Consider the following 22,845-nt stretch of genomic DNA (forward strand, 5'->3'; position numbering starts at 1 on the left):
AGTCGGTCAGTTCATAGCGACGTTGAGACATGCTGCTCTCCTCTTTCACAGAAGTGAATCAGAAACCCTCAAACGCCGATAGCGATTTATGAGTGGGTGACCTAGACCTTGGCCTCGATCGCCCGCCAGATCTTTTCGGCGATATTTGTGTCGTTGAACCGCTCCAGTTCCTGGATTCCGGTGGGTGAGGTCACGTTGATTTCGGTCAGATAGTCTCCGATCACGTCGATACCCACGAAGATCTGGCCTTTTTCCTTCAGCAGCGGACCGATGGCCGCGCAGATCTCAAGATCGCGGTCGGTCAAGCCGATCTTTTCGGGACGGCCGCCCACATGCATGTTCGACCGGGTCTCACCCTCGGCCGGAACGCGGTTGATCGCACCGACCGGTTCGCCATCGACCAGGATCACCCGCTTGTCACCGTTGCGCACATCCGGCAGGAATTTCTGAACGATCAGCGGCTCGCGCGAGAAACCGGTGAACAGCTCGTGCAACGAGGTCAGGTTGCGGTCATCGGCATCCAGGCGGAACACGCCGGCCCCGCCATTGCCATAGAGCGGCTTGAGGATGATGTCGCCGTGCTTTTCCTTGAACGCCTTGATGGTCTGCAGATCGCGGGCGATCGTGGTGGGCGGGGTCAGGTCGGGAAAATCCAGAACCAGCAGTTTTTCCGGGTAGTTGCGCACCCAGAACGGATCATTCACCACCAGCGTCTGGCCGCGCAGCCTATCCAGAAGATGGGTCGAGGTGATGTAATGCATGTCGAACGGCGGGTCCTGCCGCAGCCAGACGACATCGAAATCCGCCAGATCAACCTCGCGCTCAGGCCCCAGAACCGCCGGCTGGTCCGCAACCCGCTGCACCGTCATGTCGTGACCGCGGGCGGTGATGCGCCCCTCTTGATAGGCCAGCTGATCGGGTCCGTAGTAAAACAGCTGGTGCCCACGGGCCTGGGCTTCTTCGGCCAGCCGGAACGAGCTGTCGGCATTGATGTCCACGGCCCCGATCGGGTCCATCTGAAAGGCGATTTTCATGGCGTGTCCCTCGTAGTCACGCCAGATACATGGCCCAGCGGGGACGGGTGTTCAATGGCGATCAGCCCTGACCAAAGGCGTTTTCGACGATTTGCACTGCGCCCGTTGCATCCACCAGAGCCGCATCGAACCGGACATCGGTCAACTGCCCGCCCGGTTCCTGCGCAAGGTACTGCGCCGCCGAGGCGCATATCCGGTCGATCTGACGCTTGCTGATCCGCGCGGCGGCGGTGTCAAAGCTTTGGCTTTTCTTGACCTCGACGAACACAAGGCCCTGCGCATCCCGGACGATCAGGTCGATCTCGCCGCCCGCGCCGCGCCAGCGCCTGTGACAGACCTCGAAGCCGCGCCTTTCGTAGTCGGCCGCGACGCTGTGTTCGGCCGCCTGCCCGGCGTGATAGGAAACCGAGCCCTTGACCGACCGGCGCGCCATGTCATTCCTTTCCCATCTTCAGGGCCTTCTGGTAAATCGGCCGCCTTGGCAAATCATACATCTTGGACACCAGATCGGCCGCATCCCGCACCGAGTGCGTTTCCAGCGCCTGTCTCAACGCCTCTTCTACATCCGCATCGTTAACGGCCGGTGAATGCGCGCGATCCACCAGCAAGACGATCTCGCCCTTCACGGTGGCGTCTCGATACTGCGCGGACAGGTCCGCCAGAGTTCCGCGACGGATTTGCTCGAACTTCTTGGTCAGTTCCCGGCACATGGCCGCCTGTCGATCACCCCCAAGAACCTGCGCCAGGTCCGTCAGGCACGCCGCAAGCCGTTTGGGGGATTCGTAGAACACAAGCGTCCCCGGAATGTCCCGCAGCCCCTCGATCCGGGACCGTCGCGCGCCGGCTGCGTTCGGCAGGAACCCGGCAAAGAAGAAGGCATCGGTCGGCAACCCGGCCAGCGTCAGGGCGGTCAGAGCCGCCGAGGGTCCCGGCGCGCAGGTCACGGTGAATCCGGCCTCGGCCGCCTGCTTGCCCAGGTCGTATCCCGGGTCGGCGATCAGCGGCATCCCCGCCTCGGACGCGTAAGCCACCGACTTGCCCTGGGCCAGTTCCGCCATGAGCCGGTCACGGGTGCCCGTGCCGCTGTGATCGTGATAGGACAGGATGCGCCGCCCTTCGAGCGGCACGCCGTGAATCTCCATCAACCTGCGCAGGCTTCGCGTGTCCTCCGCCGCGATCACGTCCGCCGAGGCCAGAACGTCCAACGCCCTGAGCGTGATGTCGCGCGCCGTTCCGATCGGAGTGGCAACGAAATACAGCCCCCCCGCCAATCTAACCTTTTGGAAATTCAATGCTGGACCCTCGCAGCGTGACGTTTATTATCGCGGCGGCACCAAACAGCAGCGCCCCGTGCCGCCGGATCAGGGAGTTTTCATCGAGATGTTCACTGTTTGCAACCCCGTTCGCAAGATCGCGAAAATCGCCATCGGCCTTGCCACCGCTGCGTTTCTGGCCGCCTGCGAGCCGGGCGCGACCGGCCGCGGCCCCTCGATCGATACGTCCGAGCCGATTCCCGTTGCGCTGCTGGTGCCTCAGTCCAGCGATCCGTCGCTGGCCCAAAGCCTCGAGAACGCCGCGCGTCTGGCGATGGCGGATCTTCAGAACGCCCGGATCGACCTGCGGGTCTATGACACGGCCGGAAATCCGAACACCGCGGCCGCGTCGGCGCAGCAGGCGGTGGCCGACGGCGCCAAGGTCATTCTGGGCCCCGTCTACGCCCAGGCCGCCAACGCGGCGGGGCTGGCGGTGCTGAGCAAGAACGTGAACGTGCTTTCGTTTTCGAACAACACCAGCATCGCGGGCGGCAATGTCTTCGTGCTGGGGCCGACCTTCGACAACACGGCCCGCCGGCTGGTCAATTTCGCTGGGCGCCAGGGCAAATCGAAGATGGTGGTCGTCTACAGCAACGACGCCGCCGGGCAGTTGGGGCGCGCCGCCATCACCAACGCGCTCGGTAGCAGCCGGGTCGCCAATGCCGGCGAAGTCGGCTTTGACCGGTCTCAGCAAGGCGTGATCGACGCGGTTCCTGCAATCAAGGCCACGGTGGATCAGACCGGAGCGGATTCGATGTTCCTGACCGCCACGACCGCCGGCGCGCTGCCGTTGTTGACCCAATTGCTGCCCGAGGCCGGCGTGTCCCCCGCCATGGTGCAGTATATCGGCCTGACCCGGTGGGACATCCCGGCGCAGACACTGGAACTGCCCGGGGTCCAGGGCGGGTGGTTCGCCCTGCCCGATCCGGCCAAGGCCCAAGCCTATCGGCAGCGCTACAACGCGACCTATGGCGAGGCTCCGCACCCGATCAGCGGATTGGCCTATGACGGCATCGCGGCCATCGGCGCCCTGGCCAGCCAGGGCAAGTCGAACGCCCTGTCGGCGGCCGCGTTGACGCAGAATGCCGGGTTCCAGGGGGTGGGCGGCATCTTCCGTCTGCGACCGGACGGCACCAACGAACGCGGTCTGGCGGTTGCCACGATCCAGAACAAACAGGTGGTTGTGATTGACCCTGCCCCACAAAGCTTCTCCGGTGCCGGATTCTGACCCGCTTGCGCTGGCTCCGCAGCCCGGCGGCCCGCTGATCTGCGACGCCTCCGAGATTTTCGACAGCGATGCGATCGGCGCCCGGTTGTCCGAGGCGCTGATCGATGTCTCTGACACGGCGGCGGCCCGCGCTGCGGTGGTGCGCGTGTTGCGCGACGCGCAAAAGGCCGGGCGTCAGGCCATTGCCGAAGCGTTCACCGCCCGCCCTTTCGACGCCCGCCCCTTGACGCGGTCCTACACTTATCTGACCGACGGGCTGGTCTGCACCGCGTTGCAGGTGGCCAGCACCCGGCTGCATCCACTGGCAAATCCGACACAAGGCGAAAAGATCGCCGTGATGGCGGTTGGCGGGTATGGGCGCGGGGAAATGGCACCGTTCTCGGATGTCGATCTGCTGTTCCTGACCCCCTACAAGATCACCGCCTGGGCCGAAAGCGTGATCGAATCCATGCTGTACATGCTGTGGGATCTGCGGCTGAAGGTCGGTCATTCCTCGCGCACGATCCGCGATTGCCTGCGCCTGGGCGAGGATGATTTCACGATCCGGACAGCAATGCTGGAACAGCGGTTTCTGGGCGGCGACGCGGCCCTGGCCGCCGAGTTGGAACAGCGGTTGAAATCCGACCTGTTCAAGGGCTCGGAACGCGAATTCATCGAGGCCAAGCTGCACGAACGCGACGCGCGCCACCTCAAACAGGGCGAGCGCTACATGGTCGAGCCCAACGTCAAGGAGGGCAAGGGCGGGCTGCGCGACCTGCAGTCGCTCTATTGGATCGCCAAATACATCTATGGCGTGCAGGACGCGGCCGAACTGGTGCCCCTGGGCCTGTTCACCCCCGACGAGCACAAGACCTTTGCCAGGGCCGAGGAATTCCTGTGGGCCGTCCGGTCGCATCTGCACCTTGTCACCGGGCGCGCGACCGAGCAGTTGACCTTCGATCTGCAGGTCGAGGTGGCCGACCGGATGGGTTTCGAGGACCGCGCCGGCCGGCGTGGGGTCGAGATCTTCATGCAACGCTACTTTCGCGAGGCGACCCAGGTCGGCGATCTGACGCGGATCTTTCTGACGAAGCTGGAAGCGGCGCATATGAAGAATGCGCCCTTGCTTGAGCGCATTTTCCGACGCAGGCCGCGGGTCAAGCCGGGCTACAAGGTGGTGCATGGGCGTCTGGACGTGGCCGATCCCGACAGGTTCCTGTCCGACAAGCTGAACCTGTTGCGCCTGTTCGAGGAGGGCCTGCGCACCGGCATGCTGATCCATCCCGATGCCATGCGGCTGGTCACTGCCAATCTGCACCTGATCGACGATGACATGCGCAACGACAAAGAAGCGCGGCGCATCTTTCTGGATCTGATGCTGAAACACGGCAACCCCGAACGCGCGCTGCGCCGCATGAACGAACTGGGGGTCCTGTCGGCCTTCATCCCCGAGTTCGAGCCCATCGTGGCGATGATGCAGTTCAACATGTACCACAGCTATACCGTGGACGAACACACGATCCAGTGCATCACCAACCTGGCGCAGATCGAACGGGGCGAATTGGTCGAGGAACTGCCGCTGGCCTCGTCGATCCTGGAACGCGGCGTGAACCGGCGGGTGCTGTATGTCGCGCTGCTGCTGCACGACATCGGCAAGGGCCGCCCCGAGGATCATTCGATTCTGGGCGCCCGGATCGCCCGCACGGTGGCGCCGCGGCTGGGGCTGAACAAGAAGGAATGTGAAACCGTCGAATGGCTGGTGCGCTATCACCTGCTGATGTCGGACATGGCGCAGAAGCGCGACATTTCCGACCCGCGCACGGTCCGCGACTTCGCCAAGGCGGTGAAAACCGTCAAACGGCTGGACCTGCTGACGGTTCTGACGGTCTGCGACATCCGCGGGGTGGGGCCCGACACCTGGAACAACTGGAAGGCCACCCTGCTGCGCGCTCTGCACGCCGAAACCAAGCGGGCGCTGGAAACCGGGATGGAGGACCTCAACCGCGCCAACCGGGGCGCCGAGGCCAAGAAGGCCCTGCGCGAGGCGTTGGCGGGCTGGTCCAAGGCCGATCTCAAGACCGAGACCGCGCGGCACTATGACCCGTATTGGCAGGGTTTGAACCTCGAAACGCATGTCGAGTTCGCCGAAATGCTGCGGGTGCTGGAACATGGCGGCGACCCGGGCGCCATGGAAATCCGTCTGCACCCCGACGAGGACCGCGACGCCACCCGTGCCTGTTTCGCCATGGCCGACCATCCCGGCATCTTTGCCCGCATCGCCGGCGCCCTGGCGCTGGTGGGGGCCAATGTCGTGGATGCGCGCAGCTATACCACCAAGGACGGTTATGTCACCGATGCCTTCTGGATCCAGGATTCCGACGGTCACCCCTTTGACACGGCCCGCCTGCCGCGCCTGACCCAGATGATCCACAAGACGTTGAAGGGCGAAGTGGTCGCCCGCGATGCGCTCAAGTCCCGCGACAAGATCAAAAAGCGGGAAAAGGCGTTCAACGTTCCGACCCACATCACCTTCGACAACGACGGTTCGGAAATCTACACCATCATCGAGGTCGACACACGCGACCGCCCCGGCCTGCTGTATGATCTGGCCCGAACCCTTGCGGCCGCCAACGTCTATGTCGCCAACGCGGTGATCGCGACCTATGGCGAACAGGTGGTGGACACCTTCTATGTCAAGGACATGTTCGGGCTGAAATACCATTCCGAGTCCAAGCAGCGCACGCTCGAGGCCAAGCTGCGCAAGGCCATCGCCGAGGGCGCCGAGCGGGCGGCCTCATGAAGCAGATCCGTCTGTTTTCGGGCCTGTTCACGGTCGGGTTCTGGACCCTGGCCAGCCGCATTCTGGGATTTGCGCGCGAAATCCTTCTGACCGCGCTGATCGGCCCGGGCCCCGTGATGGATGCCTTTGTCGCGGCCTTCCGCCTGCCCAACATGTTCCGCCGGTTCTTCGCCGAGGGCGCCTTCAACGCGGCCTTCGTTCCGATGTTCTCGAAACGGCTGGAAGGGGGCGAAGACGCGCAGGGGTTTGCGCAGGATGCGTTCAACCTGCTGGCGGCGGCCGTTCTGGCGCTGGTCGGGCTGGCCATGGTGTTCATGCCGGGGCTGGTCTGGCTGACGGCCGAGGGGTTTTATGGCGACGAACGTTTCGATCTGGCGGTCGGGTACGGATATGTCGTCTTTCCCTACATCCTGTTCATGTCCCTGGCCGCGCTGTTTTCCGGGGTTCTCAATGCCACAGGCCGCTTTGCTGCCGCGGCGGCGGCGCCGGTCCTGCTGAACATCTTCGCCTGCACGGCACTGATCGCAGGCGCCACCATGGGCGGAGAGGTCATCCGCTGGCTGATCGCCGTCATTCCGATCGCCGGGGTCGCTCAACTGGCGCTGGTGTGGGTCGCCACCGAACGGGCGGGTGTCCGCATCCGCCCCGGACGGCCAAGGCTGAGCCCCGAGATGCGCAAGATGGTGCGCATCGCCGTTCCCGCCGCCCTTGCCATGGGGGTGACACAGGTCAATCTGGTCGTGGGGCAGTTGGTCGCGTCAAAGACCGAAAAGGCCGTCAGCTGGCTGTTCGCTGCCGACCGGCTGTATCAGCTGCCGCTGGGCGTGGTCGGCATCGCCGTGGGCATCGTGCTGTTGCCCGACCTGTCGCGCCGCCTGCGCGCGGGGGACGGCGATGGCGCGCGCAACGCCTTTTCCCGCGCCGGAGAGTTCACCCTGTTGCTGTCCATTCCGGCCACCGTGGCCTTCGTACTCATCCCGGTGCCGCTGGTCTCGGTCCTGTTCGAACGTGGACAGTTCACACCCGAAGACACGGCTGCCACTGCGCTGGCCGTGGCGGTCTATGGCATCGGCCTGCCGGCCTTCATGCTGCAAAAGCTGCTGCAACCGTTGTTCTTCGCCCGCGAGGATACCCGTTCGCCCTTCCGGTATGCCGTTGTGGCGATGATCATCAATGCCGTGCTGGCCTTTGGACTGTACCCGATCGTCGGCTGGATCGCCCCGGCCATCGCGGCCTCGGCCGCCGGGTGGGGCATGGTGGCGCTGTTGGCTCTGGGCGCCCGGCGCATGGGCGAGGAGGCCCGTTTCGACGAGCGGTTCAAGCGCCGAGCGCCCAGGATATTGGCGGCCTCAATGGGAATGGGTGTGGTGCTGATCGCATCGATGCGGCTGTTCGGTTGGACGTTCGAGGTTCCGGGCTGGCGCTATCTGGCCTTGTTGGGCCTGATCGTGGTCGCGGCACTGTCTTACTTCCTTCTGGGCCACCTGCTGGGCGCATTCCGTCTGTCCGAGTTCCGGTCCGCCCTGCGAAGGTCCTGACCGCCTCAGTCCCGCCGGATACGGCCCACCAGCCGCGCCCATCCGCCCGGTGCCACGAAAAACGACAGCCCGAACCCGGTCGCGAACCCACCCAGATCGGCCACCCAATCCGAGGTGCCGCCGAAGATCAGCCCGAACAGCAGTTGGATGCCCATCAGCACCGCAATCAACTGGAACGCCCGCGCCTGGTTCTCTCCGACCAGCGACAGCCTGCGCCACAGCAGCCAGGTGAAGGCGCCGATCAGGCCATAGACCGGCGGAAAGCCCCCGACCAGCGGATAGCGCGGGTCCAGCAGCACCGCATAGGCCAGCGCCCCGCCCACACCCGACAGCACGAAGATCACCAGCATCGCAAAACCGCCAAAGACCTCGCCCACCATCTTGCCCATCGCCAAAACGAAGACGCAGACAAAAAGCGCCTGGGTAAAGCTGCCTGACACGAAGGGGTAGGTGAAGAACCGGATCACATGCTCGATCGGCCAACGCCCGTTCATCACCATCCAGTCGAAGATGTCGGCCGAGAAGGAACAGCGCTGGATCGCCTCCAGCCGCCAGCCCACCGCGCCCGGTCCGCCGACCAGGCCGCGCGTGCCAAGGGTGAAGGCCAGTTCGATCCCCATGATGAACAAAACCAGCGCCACCACCACGGGCGGCAGGGGGTTCACGGGGGGTGTGTAGTGCTCGCTGCTCATTGGGCGGGCCTTTCGCGGCTGTTGACGTCCCTTTGCCTCATGGGTAAGCGACGGAGGCTCATTTTTCCAGACGGGAGTTCCCTTCCATGACCGAGACCAAGTTCACGCCGCGCGTGTTTTCCGGCATTCAGCCCTCGGGAAACCTGCATCTTGGCAACTACCTTGGTGCGCTCAAGCGTTTTGTGGATATGCAAGGGCCGGAGATGGAGACCGTGTACTGCATGGTCGATCTTCACGCGATCACCGTCTGGCAGGACCCCAAGGAACTGGCGCATTCCACGCGCGAGCTGTGCGCGGGCTTCATCGCCGCCGGCATCGACCCGGAACAGTCGATCCTGTTCAACCAGTCCCAGGTGCCCGAACACGCGCAACTGGCCTGGATCTTCAACTGTGTCGCGCGCATGGGCTGGATGCAGCGCATGACCCAGTGGAAGGACAAGGCCGGCAAGAACCAGCAAAACGCCTCGCTGGGCCTGTTCGCCTATCCCTCGCTGATGGCCGCCGACATTCTGGTCTATCACGCGACCCATGTGCCGGTGGGCGACGACCAGAAACAGCATCTTGAGCTGACCCGCGACATCGCCATCAAGTTCAACCACGACTATGGCGTCGATTTCTTCCCGATAACCGAGCCGGTGATCGAGGGCGCAGCCACGCGCGTGATGAGCCTGCGCGACGGGGGCAAGAAGATGTCCAAGTCGGACCCGTCCGACATGAGCCGGATCAACATGACCGACGATGCCGACACCATCGCCAAGAAGATCCGCAAGGCCAAGACCGACCCCGATGCCCTGCCCTCGGACGTGGACGGGCTGGAAGGCCGCCCCGAGGCGCGCAACCTGGTCAACATCTATGCCGCGCTCAGCGATCAGACGGTCGAGCAGGTTCTGGCCGAGGTCGGCGGCAAGCAGTTCGGTGAATTCAAGCCGATGCTAGCCGATCTGGCGGTCGCAAAGCTGTCGCCGATCTCAACCGAGATGGCGCGGCTGATGGGCGATCAGGCCGAGATCGACAGGATTTTGGACCGTGGCGCGGAACGGGCGCGGGAAATCGCGGCTCCGATCCTCAGCCGCACCTACGAAATCGTGGGGATGGTGGGCGCCGGCCGCGCCTAAGACCCAGACGGAAACTTCAGCGCCGCCCCTGATCCGGGGCGGCGTTTTTCGTTGCAGGTCAGGCGGCCTGCGGGTGCAGTTTTTCCTCGACGATGGATTCGGCCACCGCATGGGGGCTGACGCCATCGACCTTGGCGCGGGTCAGGATGCGGTCCATCGTCCGCTCCAGCGCCTCGAGCCGCTGACCGACCCAGGCTTCGCGATCCTTGATCTTCAGGATCTCGGTCGCGACGTTCACGATCCCGCCGCCATTGGCCACGAAATCCGGAGCATAGAGGATGCCGCGGTCATGCAGGCGCTGCGCGTCGGCATCGGTCGCTAACTGGTTGTTGGCCCCTCCGGCCACCGCGCCGACCTTCAGCAGCGGAATGCTGGTTTCGTTCAGGATGCCCCCGATGGCGCAGGGCGCGAAAATATCCGCCTGGGCCTCATAGATCGCATCGGGCGCGACGGCCTGCGCCGCGAACCGGTCCGCCAGCCGGGCGGTCTGATCCGCATCGATGTCGGTGATCACCAGTTTCGCCCCGGCGTCATGCAACAGCGCGCACAGATGTTCGCCGACATGACCCAGCCCCTGCACCGAGACGGTCTTGCCGCTCAGGTCCCCGGACCCGAACCGATGCCGCGCGGTGACCCGGATGGCGTTGAAGATCCCGCGGGCGGTGACGGGCGACGGGTCGCCGCTGGCGAAGGGGCCATCGGGCAGACCGGCGACATATTCGGTTTCGGTGCCGATCTGGGCCATGTCGGCCGGGGTCATCCCCATGTCCTCGGCCGTCCAGTATTGGCCGCCGAGGCTTTGGACCACGCGCCCGAAGGCCTTCAGCAACCGGGGCGTCTTGTCCGCGCTCGGGTCGCCGATGATCACGGCCTTGCCCCCGCCCAGCGGCAGATCGGCCGCGGCGTTCTTGTAGGTCATGCCCCGCGACAGGCGCAGCGCATCGTCCAGCGCCTCGGACGGGTGGCCATAGGTGCGCATCCGCACGCCGCCCGCTGCAGGCCCCAATTGCGTGGAGTGGATCGCCACAAAGCCCGAAAGCCCGCTGGCGGCGTCTTTGAATTCGACCACACGCTCGTGATCTGGCGCGTCAATCGTGGTTATTTCCATTTCGCTCCTCCGGAAAGACAGACTGATTCTGCCACATTGGACCGAGCGATTTTCGCCAATACATGCTGGCCAACACATGCCTCTTGGCGATAATGATAATCTGAGCCGACCATTTTAGGGATTTTCTCCATGGACCAGATCGACCGCAAGATCGTGCGCGCGCTGCAGCAGGACGGGCGCATGACCGTCCTGGACCTGGCCGAAAAGGTGGGCCTGTCGCCCACGCCCTGCGCGCGACGCCTGGACCGCCTGCGCCGCGACGGGGTGATCACCGGGTACTCGGCGCAGGTCGACCCCGAGAAACTGGGCTTTGGCGTCACGATTTTCGTGTCGGTCGAACTTGAGAAACAGGACCGCAACGCCATCGACGCCTTCGAACGCGCCATCCTGCGCTGTGACGAGGTGATGGAGTGTTACCTCATGACCGGCTCGCGCGACATCCTGCTGCGCGTCGTGGCGCAAGACCTGACAGCGTTCGACGCGTTTCTGGAGAACCGGCTGATGCAGATTCCGGGCATCCGCAACCTGCGCTCCAATTTTGCCCTGCGCGCGATGGTCAAGCGCGACGTGTTGCCTGTGGAGACGTGATTATCCGCTGGACCTCGGGCGCGCGCGCTCCTACGGTTCGCGAAAATGACGGAGGGGAAGATGGCAGTCGGCAAGAATATCCGCACCTATTTTGATGGCACATGGCACGATGGCGATGCCCCGATCATGCGGGCCGCGGACCACGGGGCCTGGCTGGGATCATCGGTGTTTGACGGCGCGCGCTATTTTGACGGAATGGCGCCCGATCTGGCGGCGCATTGCGACCGGGTGAACCGCTCGGCCGAGGCGCTGATGCTGACCCCGACGGTATCCACGGAACGGATGGTCGAACTGGTCCTGGAAGGGCTGGCGACCTATCCCAAAACTGCCGCCGTCTACATTCGCCCGATGTACTGGGGCATCGACGGCGACGCGACCGCGATCGTGCCCCAAGCCGGCAGCACCGGGTTCGCGATCTGCCTGGAAGAGATCCCGATGGCCCCCGAAACCGCCTCGGCCACCCTGACCACCACGCGGTTCCGCCGCCCGGTTCTGGAAAACGCCGTGGTCAACGCCAAGGCCGGGTGCCTGTACCCCAACAACGCGCGCATGCTGAACGAGGCCCGCTCCAAGGGGTTTTCCAACGCGCTGGTGGCCGATGCCTTGGGCAACGTGGCCGAAACCGCAACTGCCAACATCTTCATGGTCAGGGATGGTGAGGTCTTTACCCCCATTCCCAACGGCACCTTCCTTGCGGGCATCACCCGCGCGCGGCACATCGACAATCTGCGCCGCGACGGGGTGACCGTGCATGAAACGGTGCTGACCTTCGATGATTTCCGTGTAGCGGACGAGGTGTTCATGTCCGGCAACATGAACAAGGTCACGCCGGTGACGGCCTTTGACGACACCCAGTACCAGATCGGCCCCGTCACGCGTCGGGTGCGGTCGTTGTACTGGGACTGGGCCGCCAGCGCCCGGTAATCGGCCCGACCGAGTTGCCAGACTGCCAAGGCTCGGGCATGATCGCCAAAATCTTGAGAGGACAGTCATGCGCAAGTTCCTTGTAGTACTGGATGACAGCCGCGAATGTCTGAACGCCATGCGCTTTGCTGCCATGCGGGCGGCGCATACGGGCGGCGGCGTGACCATCCTGTCGGTCATTCCGCCGGATGAGTTCAACCACTGGATCGGCGTGTCCGAAGTGATGCGCGAAGAGGCCCGCGAACGCATCCACGCCCATTTCGAGGTATTCGCGAAATGGATGCGCGACAAGCAAGGGATTGAACCCGAACTGGCGATCCGCGAAGGCGAGCCCGTGGCGCAGATCATCGAGCATATCCGCTCGGACCCTGAAATCGGAGTTCTGGTTCTGGGGGCCGGCACGGGCAAGAAGGGGCCCGGGCCACTGGTCACGCAACTGACCCGCAACGCCGGCGGGCTGCCGATTCCGATCACCATCGTGCCGGGCGATCTGAGCAAGGAGAAGCTCGAAGAGATCACCTGATGCCCGACACCCTGCATTTCTGGTTCGATTTCGCCTCGACCTATTCCTACCTGAGCGCCATGCGCATCGAACGGGATGCGGCGCGGCGCGGGGTGCGCGTGGAATGGCAGCCGTTTCTGCTGGGTCCCATTTTTACCGACCAGGGCTGGACCACCTCGCCCTTCAACATCTACCCGGCCAAAGGCCGGTACATGTGGCGCGACATGGAGCGGCTGTGTGCCTCGCGCAACCTGCCGCTGACCCGTCCGGACCCGTTTCCGCAAAACAGCCTGAAAGCGGCGCGCCTGGCGCTGACACTTCCAGACTCCGGCCCACGGGCCGCGTTTGCGCGGGCTGTCTTCTCGGCCGAATTCGGGGACGGCCGCGACATATCCGACGACATGGTTCTGCAGGATGCGCTGTCCCAGGCAGGCGCCGCGCCCGAGATGCTGGACCGGCTGTCAGATCCGGCCATCAAGGCCGCCCTGTTCGAACAGGTCGACCGCGCCGAGGCATTGGGCCTGTTCGGCGCGCCCGGCTTCGTGGTCGGCTCGGACCTGTTCTGGGGCGACGACCGCCTGGACATGGCGATCGAGCAGGCAGCCCAGGATTAGAATCGTTCCAAAACTTGACTTCCCCGCGCCCGGCGCGCATATCAGACGCAAGCGATACGGAGCGCCGCCATGTTCATCCAGACCGAATCCACGCCGAACCCGGCAACTTTGAAATTCCTGCCCGGCCAGACCGTGCTGGAAGCCGGCACCGCAGATTTCCCGACGGCCGAGGCCGCCGAAAACTCGCCGCTGGCCAAACGCATCTTTGCGGTGAAGGGGGTGACAGGTGTGTTCTTCGGCAATGACTTCGTGACCGTCACCAAGAATGACGACGTTCAGTGGGACCACATCAAACCCGCGATTCTGGGCGCAGTGATGGAGCATTACCAATCCGGCCAGCCGGTCATGGGGGCCGGGGCGGATGCGGCCTCGGGTCACGCGGAACACACCGGCGAAGATTCCGAAATCGTCAATCAAATCAAGGAACTGCTCGACAGCCGCGTCCGCCCTGCCGTGGCGCAGGACGGCGGCGACATCACGTTCCACGGCTTTGATCGCGGCGTTGTCTATCTGCACATGCAGGGGGCCTGCGCGGGCTGTCCGTCCTCGACCCTGACCCTGAAGATGGGGATCGAGAACCTGCTGCGCCACTACATCCCCGAAGTGACCGAGGTTCGCCCCGTTGCCGTCTGAGCCCAAGGTTCTGGCCTTTGATACATCGGCCGCGCATTGCGCGGCCGCTTTGATTTGCGGCCCGGACATCATCGCCAGCCGTGCCGAAGCCATGACCCGCGGACAGGCCGAGCGGTTGATGCCCATGTTGCAGGACATCCTGACCGAGGCCGGGCTGGACTGGTCCGGGCTGGACTCGATCGGCGTCGGAACCGGCCCGGGAAACTTCACCGGTATCCGCATCTCGGTTTCGGCCGCGCGCGGTCTGGCGCTGGGCCTGAACAAACCCGCCGTCGGTGTGTCGGGCCTCGAAGCCCTGGCCGCGATGGCCCCTTCGGGCCACATCCCCGCCATCCCCGCCCCGAGGGACCAGGTCTATCTGCAACAGCCCGGTGCCGCACCGCAGGTTCTGCCGCGGGATCAGGCAGAATCACTGGGGACGCTGTTCACCGACGACGACCCGGAGCAGCTGGCCTGCGCGATCGCGCGCATCGCCGCGCAACGCCGGACCCTGCCGCAGACCCCGCCCGCGCCGTTGTATCTGCGCCCGGCCGATGCCGCGCCGTCGCGCGACGCGCCACCGGCTCTGCTGGACCCATGACGCCACAGGAGATGGCCGAAACCCATGCTGCGGCCTTTACCCAGTCGCGCCCGTGGACCGCATCCGAGTTTGCCGGCCTGGCCGCAGGTCGTTTCACGCATGTGCTTGGAAACAAATCTGCTTTTGCCGTGTTCCAGGTCATCGGCGACGAGGCCGAACTGCTGACCATTGCCACCCATCCCGACCACCAGAGGCAGGGTTTGGCCCGCGCTCTCATGCAGAGCTGGCAGGCAAGGGCTGCTGAATTGGGTGCGCGCCGGGCCGTTCTGGACGTGGCGGCGGACAACGCTGCGGCCATTGCACTCTATCAAAGTTGCGGGTATGCGCGCTGCGGTCTGCGCCGGGCCTATTACAGGCCTCCCGGGGCGGACAATGTCGATGCAATTGTGATGGAGCGCACGCTGCCCAGACGAAAGCCGAGCGATTCCGAGACCAATTGGTCAAAAAGCGGTTGACCATGACAGTTTCAGACGGCCTTAATTGCCGCTATCTCAGCAGTTCTGCTCGCTCTGAGCGGGGCTGGGCGCAAGACCCGGTCCCGAAGTCATAATAAACAACGGGAGTATATGATGACCCTGATGAAATCCTTGATGGGCGCAGCCGCCGCCTTTGCACTGACGGCGGGTGCCGCCATCGCCGAACCGGCAATCATCTTCGATCTGGGCGGCAAGTTCGACAAATCGTTCAATGAAGCGGCCCATAACGGCGCGCAACGCTGGGCCAACGAAACCGGCGGCACCTATCGCGAGATCGAGCTGCAGTCGGAGGCGCAGCGCGAACAGGCCCTGCGGCGCTTTGCCGAAGCCGGCGCCAACCCGATCATCACCATGGGCTTTGCCATGGCCGATCCGCTGGCCGCCGTTGCGCCGGATTACCCGGACACCAAATTCGTCGCCGTCGATGTAAGCTGGCTGGACGCGCCGAACATCCGTCAGGTTTCCTTCGCCGAGCATGAAGGCTCGTACCTGGTCGGCATCATGGCGGCCATGGCTTCGAAAACCGGCACCGTCGGCTTCATCGGCGGCATGGACATTCCGCTGATCCGTCATTTCGGCTGCGGCTACGCGCAGGGCGCCAAATCGGTGAACCCCGACATCAATGTCGTCGCCAACATGACCGGCACCACCCCGGCGGCCTGGAACGACCCGGTGAAAGGCTCGGAACTGACCAAGGCGCAGATCAGCCAGGGCGCTGACGTGATCTATGCCGCGGCCGGCGGCACCGGCGTGGGCGTTCTGCAGACCGCCGCCGACGAAGGTATCCTGTCGATCGGCGTGGACAGCAACCAGAACCACCTGCACCCGGGCAAGGTTCTGACCTCGATGCTCAAGCGCGTGGATGTCGCGGTGTATGATGCGATGAAAGCCGGCGAAAACGTCGAGACCGGCAAGTTCACCATGGGCTTGGCCGAAAACGGCGTGGGCGTCGCCATGGACGAGAACAACGCGCCGCTGGTGACCGACGAGATGATGGCCGCCGTCGAAAAGGCGCGTCAGGACATCATCGACGGCAAGATCAAGGTCGTCAGCTACTATGAGAACGACAGCTGCCCGGCACTGCAGTTCTGATATCGCGCGGGGCGGGGGAAGGCCTCCCGTCCCGCATCCACTCATGCCGCTGTTTCGCCACGACCGGATGATTGCGAAATCAGCGCAGCTTCTACGGCAATCGAGGACAAGACATGACAGTCCCCGCCATCGAGCTCAAAGGGATTTCCAAAGCCTTTGGGCCAGTTCAAGCGAACAAGGACATCTCGATCAGCGTCGCCCCCGGCACGATCCACGGGATCATCGGTGAAAACGGTGCGGGCAAATCCACGCTGATGAGCATTCTGTACGGCTTCTACAAGGCCGACAAAGGTGAAATCTGGATCAACGGCAAAAAGACCGACATCCCCGACAGCCAGGCCGCGATCGCCGCCGGTATCGGCATGGTCTTTCAGCATTTCAAGCTGGTCGAGAATTTCACCGTTCTGGAAAACATCGTTCTGGGCGCCGAAGATGGCGGGCTGCTGGCCCCCTCGCTGGCCAAGGCCCGGAAAGAGCTGAAAGATCTCGAGCAGGAATACGAGCTGTTCGTGGACCCCGACAAGCGCATCGACGAGATCGGCGTCGGCATGCAGCAGCGGGTCGAAATCCTTAAGGCGCTGTATCGCAAGGCGGAAATCCTGATTCTGGACGAACCCACGGGGGTGCTGACCCCGGCCGAGGCCGACCAGCTGTTCCGCATCCTCGACCGGCTGCGTGCCGAAGGCAAGACCATCATCCTGATCACCCACAAGCTGCGCGAGATCATGGAGGCCACCGACACCGTGTCGGTGATGCGCCGCGGCCAGATGACCGCCACGGTCAAGACCGCCGAGACCAACCCCGAGGAGCTGGCCGAGCTGATGGTGGGGCGCAAGGTTCTGCTGCGGGTCGACAAGGTGCCGGCCAAACCCGGCAAGCCGATTCTGGAAATCGAGAACCTGCGGGTGACGGATTCGTCGGGCGTCGAGCGCGTCAAGGGCATCGACCTGACCGTCCGCGCGGGCGAGATCGTGGGCATCGCGGGCGTCGCGGGCAACGGTCAGTCCGAGCTGCTCGAGGTGTTGGGCGGGATGCGCCCCGGATCGGGCACGATCAGGATGAACGGTGTTCCTCTGGCGCTGAGCGGGCCGGGGTCGGACGGGCAGGCGCGCCGCGCCCAGGGCATCGCCCATGTGCCCGAGGACCGGCAACGCGAAGGCCTGATCATGGATTTCCACGCTTGGGAAAACGTGGCGTTCGGCTATCACCGCGACCCGGCCTATCAACGCGGGATCTTCATGGACAACGCCGCCCTGCGCGCCGACACCGAACGCAAGATCGAAAAATTCGACGTGCGCCCGCCGAACGGCTGGCTGTCGGCCAAGAATTTCTCGGGCGGGAATCAGCAGAAGATCGTCGTGGCGCGCGAAATCGAGCGGAACCCCGACCTGCTGCTGGTAGGTCAACCGACCCGCGGTGTGGACATCGGCGCGATCGAGTTCATTCACAAGCAGATCGTCGCCCTGCGCGACCAAGGCAAGGCGATCCTGCTGGTCTCGGTCGAGTTGGAAGAGATCTTCTCGCTGTCCGACCGGATCGCGGTGATGTTCGACGGACATATCATGGGCGAGCGCCTGCCCCATGAAACGGATGAAAAAGAACTGGGCCTGTTGATGGCCGGTGTTGCGGGGGAGGCCGCGTAACATGGACAAAATGCCAAAATGGGCCGATGTCATTCTGATCCCGCTGATCAGTCTGATCCTGGCCGCAATCCTGTCGACGCTGGTCATTCTGGCCATCGGCGAAAACCCGGTCGAGGCGGTGAACCTGATGGTCACCGGCGCGCTGGGGTCGACCTATGGCTGGGGCTACACCCTGTATTATGCCACCAACTTCATGTTCACCGGTCTGGCGGTCGCGGTGGCCTTCCACGCGCGCCTGTTCAACATCGGTGGCGAGGGTCAGGCCATGTTGGGCGGACTGGGCGTCGCCATGGTTTGCCTGTATGTGCCGTGGCCGCACTGGAGCATCGCTTTGCTGGCCGCGATGGCTGCGGCGATGCTGTTCGGGGCGGCCTGGGCGGCGATTCCGGCCTATCTGCAGGCCAAGCGTGGAAGCCATATCGTGATCACCACGATCATGTTCAACTTCATCGCCGCGGCGCTGTTGAACTACATGCTGGTCATCGTGATGCGGCCGGCCGGCTCGCAGGATCCGGCCACGGCCCGCTTCCCCGAGGCCGTGCACCTGCCTACCCTGCACGAGATGCTGGCGCCGATCGGGATCAATTTCTCCAAGGCGGCCCCGGCCAACATTTCGCTGATCGTGGCGCTGTTGGCCTGTGTCGTGGTCTGGGCGCTGATCTGGCGCACCCGTCTGGGCTATGAAATCCGGGCCTATGGGCATTCGGAGACCGGTGCGGTCTATGCCGGTATCTCGCCGGTGCGCATCACCATCGTGGCGATGCTGATCTCGGGCGCTTTGGCGGGTCTGATGGCGATCAACAACGTCATGGGCGAAGCCGAGCGGCTGGTTCTGAACTCGACCGAGGGCGCGGGCTTCATCGGCATCGCCGTGGCCCTGATGGGCCGCTCGCACCCGTTCGGCGTGTTCCTGGCGGCCATCCTGTTCGGTTTTCTGTACCAGGGCGGCGCGGAACTGGCGCTGTGGACCTCGATCCCGCGCGAGCTGATCGTGGTGATCCAGGCGCTGGTGATCCTGTTCACCGGGGCGCTGGACAACATGGTGCGCATGCCGCTTGAAAAGCTGTTCCTGGCCCTGCGCAAGGAGGCAAACTGATGGACTCCTTCCTGACACTGATCCAGGTCCTGGATTCGACCGTTCGCCTGGCCACGCCGCTGCTGCTGGCCTGTCTGGCCGGGCTGTATTCGGAACGCGCCGGCATTTTCGACATCGGCCTCGAGGGCAAGATGCTGATGGCCGCGTTCTTTTCGGCGGCGGTTGCGGCCGTCACCGGATCGGTCTGGCTGGGCCTGCTGGCCGGGATCGCGGCGTCGTTGGTGCTGTCGGCCCTGCACGGGCTGGCTTCGATCACCTTCCGCGGCAATCAGCTGATCTCGGGCGTGGCGATCAACTTTCTGGCCGCCGGTCTGACCGTGCTGATCGCGCAGGACTGGTTCCAGCAGGGCGGCCGCACGCCGTCGCTGTTCGCAGGCGGCCGGTTCGAACCCATCACCTTCCCCTTCGCCGAGACGCTGAGCGGCGTCCCGATCATCGGCCCCATCTATTCCGAGCTGCTGTCGGGCCATTCGATCCTTGTCTATGTCGCGTTCCTGATGGTTCCGGCGACTTGGTGGGTGCTGTTCCGCACCCGGTTCGGGCTGCGGCTGCGTGCGGTCGGGGAAAACCCCGCCGCCGTTGATACCGCAGGGGTCTCGGTGGTCGGGCTGCGCTATGCCGCAGTGGCCATCTGCGGCGTTCTGTGCGGTATCGCCGGGGCCTATCTGGCAACCGGATTGCAGGCCGGATTCGTCAAGGACATGACCGCCGGCCGCGGGTTCATCGCGCTGGCGGCCCTGATCTTCGCCAAGTGGCGCCCATGGCACGCCATGTGGGCCTGCCTGTTGTTCGGGCTGCTGCAGGCAGTTGCGCTGCGGTTCCAGAACATCGATCTGGGCGGCATCGTGATCCCGGTGCAGGCCATGGACGCGCTGCCCTACATCCTGACGGTCGTGATCCTGGCCGGTTTCGTCGGCAAGGCCATTCCACCAAAGGCCGGGGGCGAGCCGTACATCAAGGAGCGATAAGGCCAGTTCGGGGCTGATTGCCAGTCCTGTTCGCTGCACAGCGGCATGCAGAGTTGATTTTGCATGCCGCAACCGTTCTAAAGGGGTATGCACGTCTACCTTCCCATCGCCGAAGTGTCCGTGAGCCCGTTCCTTTTGCTGGGGATCGGAATCGCGGTCGGTTTCCTGTCGGGAATGTTCGGCGTGGGCGGCGGTTTCCTGATAACTCCGCTGTTGTTCCTGATCGGCATTCCGCCGGCCGTCGCCGTGGCGACCTCGGCCAATCAGGTGGTTGCATCGTCGTTTTCGGGCCTTCTGGCCCATCTGAAAAGACGGACCGTCGATCTGAAGATGGGATCGGTTCTGCTGTGCGGCGGCCTGTTGGGCGCCACGGTCGGAATGATCGCCTTCAACGCCCTCAAGCAATTGGGACAGGTCGATCTGGCGGTCCAGCTTTGCTATGTGGTGTTCTTGGGCCTGATCGGCAGCATGATGTTCGTCGAAAGCGTGCTTGCCATCCGACGAGCCCGGCAGGCGGGCGGTACCGTTTCCGCGGGTCGCCGTCGGCGCGGATGGGTTCATGGCATGCCGTTCAAGACCCGGTTCAGAGCCTCGAATCTTTACATCTCGATCATCCCGCCGGTGATGGTGGGCTTTGGCGTCGGGGTCGTGTCTGCCGTCATGGGCGTGGGCGGAGGGTTCATCATGGTGCCGGCCATGATCTACATCCTGGGGATGCCGACCAAGGTCGTGATCGGGACTTCTCTGTTCCAGATCATCTTCGTTGCCGGCTTCACGACGATGATCCATGCCGCGACCAATTTCAGCGTCGACATCGTCCTTGCCCTTTTCCTGTTGATCGGGGGCGTCGTCGGCGCCCAGTTCGGAACCGGTCTGGGCGCCCGCCTGAAGGCCGAGCAGCTGCGCATCCTTCTGGCGGTGATGGTCATGATCGTCGCCGCGAAGGTCGGGCTGGACCTGACCATCGATCCGGTCGAACACTACAACCTGTCTGAATTTCTTGGGGAAAACTGATGGTCCGGCACCGCTTTGACACTCGCTCAAGACCGCCCCGAGAAGTCCCAGGGCTTGGGCCGACTCTGAGTCCGCCCCCCGCGTTCAGCCCCACCACCGCCGTTCCAGGAGCGTGTTGACAGCATGCATATTTACCTTCCCATAGCCGAAGTCTCCGTCAATGCCTTTCTTCTGTTGGGGCTGGGCGGAATGGTGGGCATCCTGTCGGGAATGTTCGGTGTGGGCGGAGGTTTTCTGATGACCCCGCTGCTGTTTTTCATCGGCATCCCGCCTGCCGTTGCGGTCGCCACCGAGGCCAACCAGATCGTGGCGTCCTCGTTTTCGGGGGTGCTGGCGCATTTCCGACGAAAGACGGTCGATCTGAAGATGGGCTGCGTTCTTCTGGTGGGGGGCCTGTTGGGGGCGGCGTTGGGTGTGGTGGTGTTCAACTACCTCAAAAGCCTCGGCCAGGTCGATCTGCTGGTCAAGCTTTGTTACGTGGTCTTTCTGGGCGTCGTCGGCGGCCTGATGTTCGTTGAAAGCCTGAACGCACTGCGTAAATCGCGCCGGGGCGGCGGGCCGGTGGCCAAGCGCCGTCAGCGCGGATGGATCCATGCCCTGCCCTTCAAGATGCGGTTCCGAACATCGGGCCTGTATATCTCGGTGATCCCGCCGGTTCTGGTGGGTCTGTGCGTCGGTGTGCTGTCGGCCATCATGGGGGTCGGCGGCGGCTTCATCATGGTGCCGGCCATGATCTATCTGCTGGGCATGCCGACCAAGGTGGTCGTGGGGACATCGCTGTTTCAGATCATCTTCGTGACCGCCTTCACCACGATGCTGCATGCCACCACGAACTATACCGTGGATATCGTGCTGGCGGTGCTTCTGCTGGTGGGGGGGGTGATCGGCGCGCAGATCGGCACCGTCATCGGGTCACGCATGCCCGCCGAACAGCTGCGCGTGCTGCTGGCCGCGCTTGTGCTTGCGGTCTGCGCCAAACTGGCGCTGGATCTGCTTCTGCAACCGGCCGAGCTCTATTCGCTCGGCACCGACGGAGGGCACTGACGTGTTGCGCTGGATACTGGCCCTGGTGTTGCTGTCCCTGCCCGTTGCGGCGGCGCAGGAACAGGTCGTTCTGGGCCTCAGCCAGGACCGGGTCGCCATCACCGCCGATTTCGACGGTTCCGAAATTCTGATTTTCGGCGCCGTCAAGCGCGAGGCGCCCATTCCCGACGGGCCGCCGCTCGAGGTGATCGTGGCCGTGGCCGGCCCGTCCGAACCCGTCATGGTCCGCCGGAAGGAAAAGAAATTCGGCATCTGGGTCAACACGGACAGCGTCCTGGTCGATTCCGCGCCCAGCTTTTATGCCGTGGCGACCAGCGCGCCGTTCAACGAGATCATCAGCGACACCGAGGACCTGCGCTATCGGATCTCGATCAAGCGCGCGATCCGCTCGGTCGGGGCCGCGATGCATATCCGGCAGGCGCAGGACTTCGCCGAGGCGGTCGTCAGAATCCGCGAGGATGAGGGGCTGTATTCGATCCGCGAAAACACCGTTGCCGTGGACGAACAGACACTGTTCCGCACCTCGATCGACATGCCGGCAGACCTGACCGAAGGCGACTATCTGACCCGCATCTTCCTGATGCGCGGCGGTCAGGTGATTTCCGAATTCGAAACCACCATCGACGTGCGCAAGGTAGGGCTGGAGCGGTTCCTGTACAACATGTCCCGACAGCAGCCTGTCTGGTACGGGCTGATGTCGCTGGTGATCGCCATCGCGGCGGGATGGGGCGCATCCACGGCCTTCCGGCTGCTGCGCGAAAGCTGAGGCCTAGGTCACACACTCATAAATCGCTATCGGCGTTTGAGGGTTTCTGATTCACTTCTGTGAAAGAGGAGAGCAGCATGTCTCAACGTCGCTATGAA

23 protein-coding genes are annotated in these 22,845 nt (G+C 64.0%); 18 read left to right on the plus strand and 5 right to left on the minus strand.

All coding sequences use genetic code 11. The features are described 5' to 3' along the window. Positions 1–101: 101 nt before the first annotated feature. The 3 genes from gshB to rsmI form a co-directional block, all read right to left on the minus strand. Positions 102–1,034, minus strand: coding sequence for a glutathione synthase (gene gshB, locus F3H26_RS17540; protein WP_149777273.1), 933 nt, complete (start codon positions 1,032–1,034; stop codon positions 102–104). A 61-nt stretch (positions 1,035–1,095) separates the two neighbouring features. Further along, positions 1,096–1,467, minus strand: coding sequence for a YraN family protein (locus tag F3H26_RS17545; protein WP_149777274.1), 372 nt, complete (start codon positions 1,465–1,467; stop codon positions 1,096–1,098). Position 1,468: 1 nt separating this feature from the next. Next, entirely contained in the window at positions 1,469–2,326 is an 858-nt protein-coding gene (gene rsmI / locus F3H26_RS17550; RefSeq protein ID WP_149777275.1) for a 16S rRNA (cytidine(1402)-2'-O)-methyltransferase, read from the minus strand. Positions 2,327–2,414: 88 nt separating this feature from the next. Between rsmI and F3H26_RS17555 the strand changes: the two genes are divergently transcribed. Genes F3H26_RS17555 through murJ form a run of 3 tightly spaced genes read left to right on the plus strand, consistent with a single transcriptional unit; the run spans position 2,415 to position 7,892 of the window. Next, the gene (locus tag F3H26_RS17555; protein WP_149777276.1) at positions 2,415–3,575 is read left to right on the plus strand and encodes a penicillin-binding protein activator; all 1,161 of its coding nucleotides are present in this window, start codon (positions 2,415–2,417) and stop codon (positions 3,573–3,575) included. Continuing rightward, positions 3,535–6,354 (plus strand): [protein-PII] uridylyltransferase, encoded by a 2,820-nt coding sequence (locus F3H26_RS17560; protein ID WP_149777277.1) that lies wholly within the window; start codon positions 3,535–3,537, stop codon positions 6,352–6,354. The genes F3H26_RS17555 and F3H26_RS17560 overlap by 41 nt, the downstream gene beginning before the upstream one ends. Then, positions 6,351–7,892: a murein biosynthesis integral membrane protein MurJ gene (gene murJ / locus F3H26_RS17565; protein ID WP_149777278.1), complete on the plus strand. Its 1,542-nt coding sequence runs from the start codon at positions 6,351–6,353 to the stop codon at positions 7,890–7,892. Before F3H26_RS17560 ends, murJ begins: the two co-directional genes overlap by 4 nt. A gap of 5 nt (positions 7,893–7,897) precedes the next feature. Here the strand turns inward: murJ and F3H26_RS17570 are convergent, their stop codons facing one another. Further along, complete coding sequence (locus F3H26_RS17570; RefSeq protein ID WP_149777279.1) at positions 7,898–8,584, minus strand: rhomboid family intramembrane serine protease; 687 nt, start codon at positions 8,582–8,584, stop codon at positions 7,898–7,900. Positions 8,585–8,670: 86 nt separating this feature from the next. Here F3H26_RS17570 and trpS point away from each other — a divergent pair, with 86 nt between their 5' ends. Continuing rightward, positions 8,671–9,699 (plus strand): tryptophan--tRNA ligase, encoded by a 1,029-nt coding sequence (gene trpS, locus F3H26_RS17575; RefSeq protein WP_149777280.1) that lies wholly within the window; start codon positions 8,671–8,673, stop codon positions 9,697–9,699. A gap of 58 nt (positions 9,700–9,757) precedes the next feature. Here the strand turns inward: trpS and F3H26_RS17580 are convergent, their stop codons facing one another. After that, positions 9,758–10,807 carry a Glu/Leu/Phe/Val family dehydrogenase gene (locus tag F3H26_RS17580; protein WP_149777281.1) on the minus strand — a complete coding sequence of 350 codons (1,050 nt, stop codon included), beginning with the start codon at positions 10,805–10,807 and terminating at the stop codon, positions 9,758–9,760. 129 nt (positions 10,808–10,936) lie between these two features. On the opposite strand from F3H26_RS17580, the gene F3H26_RS17585 reads away from it, so the two are divergent. From F3H26_RS17585 to F3H26_RS17650, 14 genes are all read left to right on the plus strand, one after another. Then, positions 10,937–11,395: an Lrp/AsnC family transcriptional regulator gene (locus F3H26_RS17585; RefSeq protein WP_149777282.1), complete on the plus strand. Its 459-nt coding sequence runs from the start codon at positions 10,937–10,939 to the stop codon at positions 11,393–11,395. Positions 11,396–11,455: 60 nt separating this feature from the next. Continuing rightward, a complete protein-coding gene (locus tag F3H26_RS17590; protein WP_149777283.1) occupies positions 11,456–12,319 on the plus strand; it encodes a branched-chain amino acid aminotransferase in 864 nt (287 codons plus the stop codon). A 67-nt stretch (positions 12,320–12,386) separates the two neighbouring features. After that, the gene (locus F3H26_RS17595; RefSeq protein WP_005978853.1) at positions 12,387–12,842 is read left to right on the plus strand and encodes a universal stress protein; all 456 of its coding nucleotides are present in this window, start codon (positions 12,387–12,389) and stop codon (positions 12,840–12,842) included. Further along, positions 12,842–13,435, plus strand: coding sequence for a 2-hydroxychromene-2-carboxylate isomerase (locus tag F3H26_RS17600; protein ID WP_149777284.1), 594 nt, complete (start codon positions 12,842–12,844; stop codon positions 13,433–13,435). Before F3H26_RS17595 ends, F3H26_RS17600 begins: the two co-directional genes overlap by 1 nt. A 69-nt stretch (positions 13,436–13,504) precedes the next feature. Continuing rightward, entirely contained in the window at positions 13,505–14,068 is a 564-nt protein-coding gene (locus F3H26_RS17605) for a NifU family protein (protein ID WP_149777285.1), read from the plus strand. Further along, positions 14,058–14,648 (plus strand): tRNA (adenosine(37)-N6)-threonylcarbamoyltransferase complex dimerization subunit type 1 TsaB, encoded by a 591-nt coding sequence (gene tsaB / locus F3H26_RS17610; RefSeq protein ID WP_149777286.1) that lies wholly within the window; start codon positions 14,058–14,060, stop codon positions 14,646–14,648. The genes F3H26_RS17605 and tsaB overlap by 11 nt, the downstream gene beginning before the upstream one ends. Continuing rightward, on the plus strand, positions 14,645–15,103 hold the full coding sequence (locus tag F3H26_RS17615) for a GNAT family N-acetyltransferase (protein WP_149777287.1): 459 nt from the start codon (positions 14,645–14,647) through the stop codon (positions 15,101–15,103). Before tsaB ends, F3H26_RS17615 begins: the two co-directional genes overlap by 4 nt. 114 nt (positions 15,104–15,217) lie before the next feature. Beyond that, positions 15,218–16,216 (plus strand): BMP family lipoprotein, encoded by a 999-nt coding sequence (locus tag F3H26_RS17620; protein WP_149777288.1) that lies wholly within the window; start codon positions 15,218–15,220, stop codon positions 16,214–16,216. 113 nt (positions 16,217–16,329) lie between these two features. Continuing rightward, positions 16,330–17,859: an ABC transporter ATP-binding protein gene (locus F3H26_RS17625; RefSeq protein WP_149777289.1), complete on the plus strand. Its 1,530-nt coding sequence runs from the start codon at positions 16,330–16,332 to the stop codon at positions 17,857–17,859. Position 17,860: 1 nt separating this feature from the next. Then, positions 17,861–18,955: an ABC transporter permease gene (locus F3H26_RS17630; protein ID WP_149777290.1), complete on the plus strand. Its 1,095-nt coding sequence runs from the start codon at positions 17,861–17,863 to the stop codon at positions 18,953–18,955. After that, positions 18,955–19,923 carry an ABC transporter permease gene (locus F3H26_RS17635; protein WP_149777291.1) on the plus strand — a complete coding sequence of 323 codons (969 nt, stop codon included), beginning with the start codon at positions 18,955–18,957 and terminating at the stop codon, positions 19,921–19,923. The genes F3H26_RS17630 and F3H26_RS17635 overlap by 1 nt, the downstream gene beginning before the upstream one ends. An 87-nt stretch (positions 19,924–20,010) precedes the next feature. Further along, positions 20,011–20,937: a sulfite exporter TauE/SafE family protein gene (locus F3H26_RS17640; protein WP_149777292.1), complete on the plus strand. Its 927-nt coding sequence runs from the start codon at positions 20,011–20,013 to the stop codon at positions 20,935–20,937. Between the two features lie 123 nt (positions 20,938–21,060). Further along, complete coding sequence (locus tag F3H26_RS17645) at positions 21,061–21,981, plus strand: sulfite exporter TauE/SafE family protein (RefSeq protein WP_149777293.1); 921 nt, start codon at positions 21,061–21,063, stop codon at positions 21,979–21,981. Position 21,982: 1 nt separating this feature from the next. Next, positions 21,983–22,747 (plus strand): TIGR02186 family protein, encoded by a 765-nt coding sequence (locus F3H26_RS17650; protein WP_149777294.1) that lies wholly within the window; start codon positions 21,983–21,985, stop codon positions 22,745–22,747. Positions 22,748–22,845: the final 98 nt, after the last annotated feature.

Origin of the sequence: Ruegeria intermedia (genome assembly GCF_900129345.1) — a bacterium.
In the GTDB taxonomy this organism is placed as follows: domain Bacteria; phylum Pseudomonadota; class Alphaproteobacteria; order Rhodobacterales; family Rhodobacteraceae; genus Ruegeria; species Ruegeria intermedia.